This window comes from Moorena sp. SIO2C4, from assembly GCF_010672485.1.
Lineage (GTDB): Bacteria > Cyanobacteriota > Cyanobacteriia > Cyanobacteriales > Coleofasciculaceae > Moorena > Moorena producens.
This window is the reverse complement of the sequence record NZ_JAAHGN010001126.1, coordinates 1-2,329: the sequence shown is the minus strand read 5'-3', so window position 1 is coordinate 2,329 and position 2,329 is coordinate 1. Positions and strand designations below refer to the sequence as shown.

Annotated in this window: 1 protein-coding gene; it reads right to left on the bottom strand. The window is 43.1% G+C overall.

The genetic code is table 11. The features are described 5' to 3' along the window. Positions 1-10: 10 nt before the first annotated feature. Positions 11-2,212: a DNA translocase FtsK gene (locus F6K20_RS34565; RefSeq protein WP_287297815.1), complete on the bottom strand. Its 2,202-nt coding sequence runs from the start codon at positions 2,210-2,212 to the stop codon at positions 11-13. Positions 2,213-2,329: the final 117 nt, after the last annotated feature.

Here is a 2,329-nt window from a genome sequence, read left to right as displayed (position 1 = left end):
TCAGAAGCGATCACAAAAATTCGCTCTTGCCACTTCCGGTTGTGCCCCCTACCAAAAAGTGACAGGTATTGGGATCAGATAAATCCGCCTCTACCAATTTCCCATCTAAATTTACTCCAAGCCCAATCCTGGGAGGATTACTAGAGTTTTGCTGAGGCTGGATATAGTCATCAAATCGAGCTACTTCTCTATCCTCATCCTTCCGTGGTAAATCCACACTGACATAGCCAGCTTCAGGAGTAATCAGAGGAGGATTCTCCAGACCCAAGTGTACTTGTAAATCCTGGGATCGATTCTGTATCGATATGACTTTTACCCCACGATTGGGTTTTAGCTTGATCCGGACAAATGCTGGAGCAACTGTTGCGTTGACATAATCGACACTAATTTTAAAGTCTTCTAGAGTACTCACCAATTTTTGCCCGGTCTGGTCAGCATCAACAGTTTTCCGGGATGGTGCCTTGACCGGCTTTTGCTTAGTCTCAGGAATTTTGCGGGATGTTGCCTTGACCGGCTTTTGCTCAGTTTTCCCATCCTCAAAAAAGGTTTGGCAGGTCTGCTGTTGAGGACAAATGTTGCATAGGTGAAGCTGTGGTGTCGGTGGTGGTGGCTCCAGGTTGCCTTTACCCATTGCTGGAGTGCAATGGTTTTTTATAGTTTCCCCATCTCCCACCTTTTCCACCTGGTCAGGTTTCCAACTCAGCCATTGGCGCATCTGTTGTAATTTATGGGGAATGACCTGATCCACTGTATCCTCTAGCTCTTCCCGGGAATAGTAGTGTTTTTGGAATTCCGGTAAAACACAATAAACCGCTGCATCTATTGCTACTCCTTTTTTTTGGTGGAGCATGTAACTATAGAGGGCTACTTGAGCTAGGTTAGCGGATGGATCTACCGGTTGATAGGTTTTATAGTCTACGACACAATAGCGATCGCGCTCACAGTCAAATATTAAGCTATCGAATTTTCCATTAACTCGTTGCTGGCTGCCATCAGGAAGAGTGAAGTTATAACTCAGGTTCATTTCTTGAGCAACGAAGGTTTTACTTATTACTTCCTCTGGCTGACAATAGCCTCGATTAGTAACTAGCAGTTGAGTCCAATGGGGAATTAGTGATTTTAATCCTTGCCACAGTTGAAGTAGGATCGAGGCTATCTCATGGTCATCGATTTTCGGGAAAACAACTAGCTCATACAGTAGCGCTTGGAGCTTAGAGTTAATCTGGCTTTGGTCTAGCTGACTTGCTGTGGGGGAAAATAAAGCTTGAAATCGGGAATCTTGCTGGAGTGTGTCAGTACACTGTTCACATAGCTGATGGAAGACTTTCCCAATACCTGGTGAGTGGGATGGTGGTATAAATAGGGTTTTTCCACCAAAGCGCTGACTCAAATAAAATAAGCGAGGACATTCAAGGGCTACCCTAACTTGGGTAACACTGAAGCAAGGGGATTCCGATTGTTGTGTCGGAAATTTTTTTGTGACCATCTGCTCTGGACTCCAGCTATTTTTATGGGGTTGCTGAATTGAAGTATCAATGCCCGTAGGTTTGGTTTTGCTCAAGCCCCCTAAATCCCCCAACTTTGGGGGACTTTGAGAGTTTTGTTCCCCCCAAAGTTGGGGGGCTAGGGGGGCATAATCATACTCATAATTAGCAAAGTCATTTTTGGCAATTTCTAGTAACCGGCGATGGACATGGGCTAGATACACAGTATCCATTTTTGCATACTTTAGCTGTTTTTGGGTTAGCGGACGTTTTCCCCAATCACTGCTTTGTTCCTCTGTATCGACATTGGCGAAATGGCCTAGTTCTAGCGCTAGTGTTTTTAGTTTATGATTTGATACCTGTAATGGATTAGACAGTTTCTTATTCGTCAGCTTTCTAGCTATTTGATAGGTACAGGTGATATTTTTAGCTTGCTCTTTACCCCCTAGATAGCGTAAATCAAAACTAGCGTTATGAAAGACTTTTTCAATGTTAGGATTGACCATAATATGGTTAACAAAGTCTATCACTACTTCCGGTTTGTCTAATACATCTAAGATATAAGCTTTTTCCCCATTTGTATCCGTCGTAACAGCCAATACTTGAATCAGAGATAGTCTGGGATTAGGGGTATTCCAATCAGCAATTTCTGTATCTAACCAGATAATTTTTGCTGCTGATAAATTCAGGATTAACTCTCGGATTTGGGCTGGTTGAGTCAGGTACATTGGCGCTTGTTATCCGAATTTTTGCTATGGAATTTTTGCTATGGTAGGAACAGCTTGTAGGGTGGGCAAAATAAGATCATCTAGAATGCTCAAAACAAGCAAACTGTTTTTGCCCAC